The 4,056-nt window shown below is 65.5% G+C and carries 3 protein-coding genes and 1 pseudogene; all 4 read right to left on the bottom strand.

Annotated elements, in window-relative coordinates:
- Positions 1-1,378 precede the first annotated feature (1,378 nt).
- Positions 1,379-3,241 carry an asparagine synthase-related protein gene (locus tag K8Z61_RS18690; RefSeq protein WP_224131879.1) on the bottom strand — a complete coding sequence of 621 codons (1,863 nt, stop codon included), beginning with the start codon at positions 3,239-3,241 and terminating at the stop codon, positions 1,379-1,381.
- 129 nt (positions 3,242-3,370) lie between these two features.
- Positions 3,371-3,544, bottom strand: a complete 174-nt coding sequence (locus K8Z61_RS18695) for an IS3 family transposase (RefSeq protein WP_224131881.1) — start codon at positions 3,542-3,544, stop codon at positions 3,371-3,373.
- A gap of 6 nt (positions 3,545-3,550) precedes the next feature.
- The gene (locus K8Z61_RS18700; protein WP_374227999.1) at positions 3,551-3,742 is read right to left on the bottom strand and encodes a hypothetical protein; all 192 of its coding nucleotides are present in this window, start codon (positions 3,740-3,742) and stop codon (positions 3,551-3,553) included.
- Positions 3,723-4,056: pseudogene (locus K8Z61_RS18705) on the bottom strand (IS30 family transposase); the annotation flags it as partial. The gene K8Z61_RS18700 and the pseudogene K8Z61_RS18705, both read right to left, overlap by 20 nt.

Consider the following 4,056-nt stretch of genomic DNA (forward strand, 5'->3'; position numbering starts at 1 on the left):
CTATTACCGTCAGATCAACCCCGGTCAGCAGCAGCTGTCGGGAGAACTCGCCAGTCACTGAACCGGGGACGGTTCAGACCGTGACGGAGTTGTCCGCAACTACCGCCTCAACTGCGGACACGACCATGTCCAGATTCCCCGGGGACCCAATGCTCCAGCGCATCAGGCCCGCACCCGTGACCCCATGCGATCCCCCCGCCCCGCACCCCGGGCCTATCTGACCAACCCAGATCATTTCGGCCGAACCGGCGACCCCAACTGGCGCCTCCCACCCAACGGCTCCAACCCGGACAAGCGCACCGCCCGCATCCAGCACGACGTCAGCTCCGCGCTCCGATCATTGAGCAGGCACGCGATCTTGACCGCGCTCGCTGCCCACGGCAACCACGACCGCCGCCGATGGAGCAGCTGGACCGCCGGCACCCGCTGGATGCCCCCCGACGCCTACGCCGAAGTCATCACCTGGCTCACCGCTCAGCTCCAAGCCGCTGAGTCTGCAAGCGACGCAACCCCGATTGACGTCAACCCAGATTGCAGTCAAGACACCTTGACGCCGCCCCCAAGAGCCCCCAGGCAGACAGATCCTCCTGTAGCCGACAACCTCCTGGCGCCACCGGACAGCACCCGCACCTTGTCACCCATGCCGACACCAACACCTGGCGGACCGACGCTCGAACAACTCATCAGACTCACCGGCCTCAGCGCGAGCGACCAGCCACTCCTCGCGCTCCGGGCACTTCAAGCGGTCCTCAACGCCGTCCGCACACACATCAACAACCAAGCCGTCGCCGCACGACAAGCGGGTGCCACCTGGACACAGATCGGCGACGCCCTCGGCGTCACCCGCCAAGCTGCGCAACAGGCCTACGGCCACCTGGCTGACGAGACCCGCAGTGCTGTCTCACCTCAACCCGGCGCGACGCCCGCGAGAGCGTCTGGCCCGGAGCCCAGGTCCGAATCAGCATCTGAGACGGTCCCACCTGCGACCGAGTCACCGTCCAAGCGGGCAGCGGAGATTCGACTCACCTTCGATTTCTCCGCGGTGCTGTTCCGCCGCCGCCGCGGCTAACGCGTCTGAGTAGACGCAAGGCGAGGACTTCGGCATCTGCGAAGGCTCGTTGACCAACTGGCTGAAGCGCGCTGACATCGAGGACGGCAAGCGCCCCGGTCTGACCGACGCTGATCGTGCCGAGCCGCGTGAAGCAAAGAAGCGAATCCGGCTACTGGAGCAGGAGAACGAGGTCCTACGCCAAGCCGCTGCCTACCTGTCGCAGGCGAACCTGCCGGGAAAATTGTCTTCCCGCTCGTCCGAGAGATGGCCGCGGCCGGCGCCACCGTCCGGGGGCAGTCCCCAACTGGCCTGGGCACGAGGCTGGTGCTACCGCCCGAGGCGCTTGAGAGCACGCGCTCCCACTTTGCGAACCATTCGACGTGCGCGAGCCCTCCAAGGATCCCTTGCATCGGCCGGCACCGCAGCGGGCAGCGCAGCTCGGATGGGCGTCGGGACTCGATCGAACTGGGTGCCAACGGCGAAGTCCGTGGCCAAGGCCTGGCTGACCGTCGCCATGTTCCACAACTGGACCATCTCGGCCCGGCTCACGTTCTCCTTGTCGACGAGGCTCGAGACTGCTTTTCGACTGAGGATGTTCCACAGGCGCTCATCGCCATCGAGGACGCGCTCGGCAAGCTCCATCCGCACCTCAGGTAGGTCGACCCGCCAGTTGAAGGCAGCACGGTCACCCTTCGAACCCACCAGCGGAGCGCGGTCATGCCATCGCGCTCTCGTGTCGGGGTCCTCGGGCTGCCGCTCATCGAACTTCCAACGCTTGCCAGCGAATCGCAGGTCAGCCAACCCAGGTGCAAGGGTGTTCATCACGTCATAGATCAAACGTTCGTTGACTCGGTCGCTGAGCGGCACCGAACGAGCGCGCTCGACGACGACATGGTCTAGGAACGGGCGTCTGGCGAGAGATCCGATCGAGGCGGCGCTTCGGGCGGTCCCCGCCCAGCGGCCCGTGCGTTGATTCACGTAGAACCACTCGAGAGCCTGGAGACCATGCTGCTCGAGCAGGTCGAACCACGGAGAGACATCCAACTCGTAGGCGGAAGCAGCATCCTTGGTGAGGCACTTGCCGCCGGACAGCACGCGCTTCCTGAGGTAGCGGCGCTGAACCTCCGAGATGGCGACATCCGCGATATCTGCTGCGTAATAGCCCCGAAGGATCTCTCCACCCGTGCCACCGAAAGCAGCGAGGTCAGGACGGAAGCGGTCGTCGATCACCCCGACAGAGTCGTAGGCTCCGAGCATCCCATCCCCCAAGACCACCGCTGCATGAAGTCGCTGGCCGACGTCGACCGTAATGCCGGAATCGTCGCGGACAGCCCCTCGCTGGGGGCTGCGGTGGTGATCGAGTCCGAGGTACGCCGCCACCTCTGTCGCGACAACCACGTCGGGGTCCTCAGGTGCGCCCGATGTGCGAGCGATCAGGGGCACGCCCGCTCGATGCAGGATCGCAGCCATGAGCCGGGAGTCTCGTCCGCCCGTGAGGCCCAGGGTGACAGGACCTTCCTGATGATCCTCGAGAGCGACACTCGCGAGCAGGGCCTCTGCCACCGATTCGCCTGCCGACGCATAGTCGTCTGCCGGCTGCGGCAGGAGAGTGATCGGGTCACTCCGCTCGACCCCGCGCGGCGTCACGCGGACTAGCTCATTCGGCGCAAGGGCTCGGACGTTCTCAAAGACTGTGCGAGACGTCGTCGCGTAGCCGGTCGTCACGATCGCCGAGAGCCCGACGAGGTCGGGGACGGGGCGTCCCCCGCCAACCGCGATGAGGTGAGCGAGCAGCGCCCGGTTTCCAACGACAACTCGGTCTGCCTGCTCTGCAACGTAAAGCACCTCACAACCGGACGCCGAGGCCCGTGCCGTGATCTGCCCGGACGCGACTTCCAACAGCGCCCAGACGCCTGGCGACGACGCACCAGCAATCTCGACAGCCGCAAGCTTGCGGCTGTCTGCGTAGCCCGTCATGCAACGGATTCGATCAACGTTGTTAACGAGCACCTTCGCCGCCAGGCTCCCTTCATTGGACCAGCCGAAGAGGGCGAATCGTCCGTCATCGCTGACCCAGGCAACCTTGTCCTGCTGGGGGTCTCTAAAAGGCAGGACGCGGCTAGCCTCTCTCTCGACCTCGACGGCATCAATCGGCGACGATCGATTGAAGACAGCGACGAACGTATGCACTTGACGAAGGTCCTATCCACGTTCCGGAGACGAACAGCGCGGCGCGCGGGCTCCGCGTTTCGATCCTACGATGACGCAACCGCAACGCGCCCGGATGGTTGGATCGCCCCGGGTTTCGTGGAGGCTCGTCTACTTGGAACCAGTCCCGGTCGGGACGAGTGTTTCAACGTAGTCGGTGACGTCGTCGTTGGCCCAGCGGGTGGCCTCGAACTCGGCCGGCGGAACGAGGCCGATCTCGCCGTGCAGGCGTCGGTGGTTGAACCAGTCGACGTACTCGGCGACCGCGATCTCGACGTCGCTCACGTTCTTTCAGCCGCCCTTGGGGCGCATGACCGGGTTGCGGATGCACTCGGCCTTGAACAGCGAGTTCAGTGCTTCGGCCATGGCGTTGTCGTAGGAATCGCCACGGCTCCCGACGGACGCGACGGCCTCGGCCCCAGCGAGTCGCGCGGTGTAGCGGATCGCTCGGTACTGCTTGAGTTCAACCGGTCGATGCAACACCGGGTTGTTTCAGGGAGCGTAGTTGCTCCTCGAAGACCTCGGACCGGGGTTCTCCAGCCAAGGGCCTTGCGGGGCCTGTTGTTCAGCGTGTGGGCGACGGCTTCGAGGTCCTCGGCTGACCATCGCGACAGGTCGGTGCCCTTGGGGAGGTACTGGCGCAGCAGGCCGTTGGTGTTCTCGTTGCTCTGCCGCTGCCAGGGTGAGTGGGGGTCGGCGAAGAACACCCTCGTGCCGGTGGCCAACGCGAACTGTGCGTGAGCGGAGAGCTCTTTGCCGCGGTCCCAGGTCAGGGTCTTGCGCAGCTGCTCGGGCAG

The organism is Nocardioides sp. TRM66260-LWL, from assembly GCF_020075545.1.
Taxonomy (GTDB): domain Bacteria; phylum Actinomycetota; class Actinomycetes; order Propionibacteriales; family Nocardioidaceae; genus Nocardioides.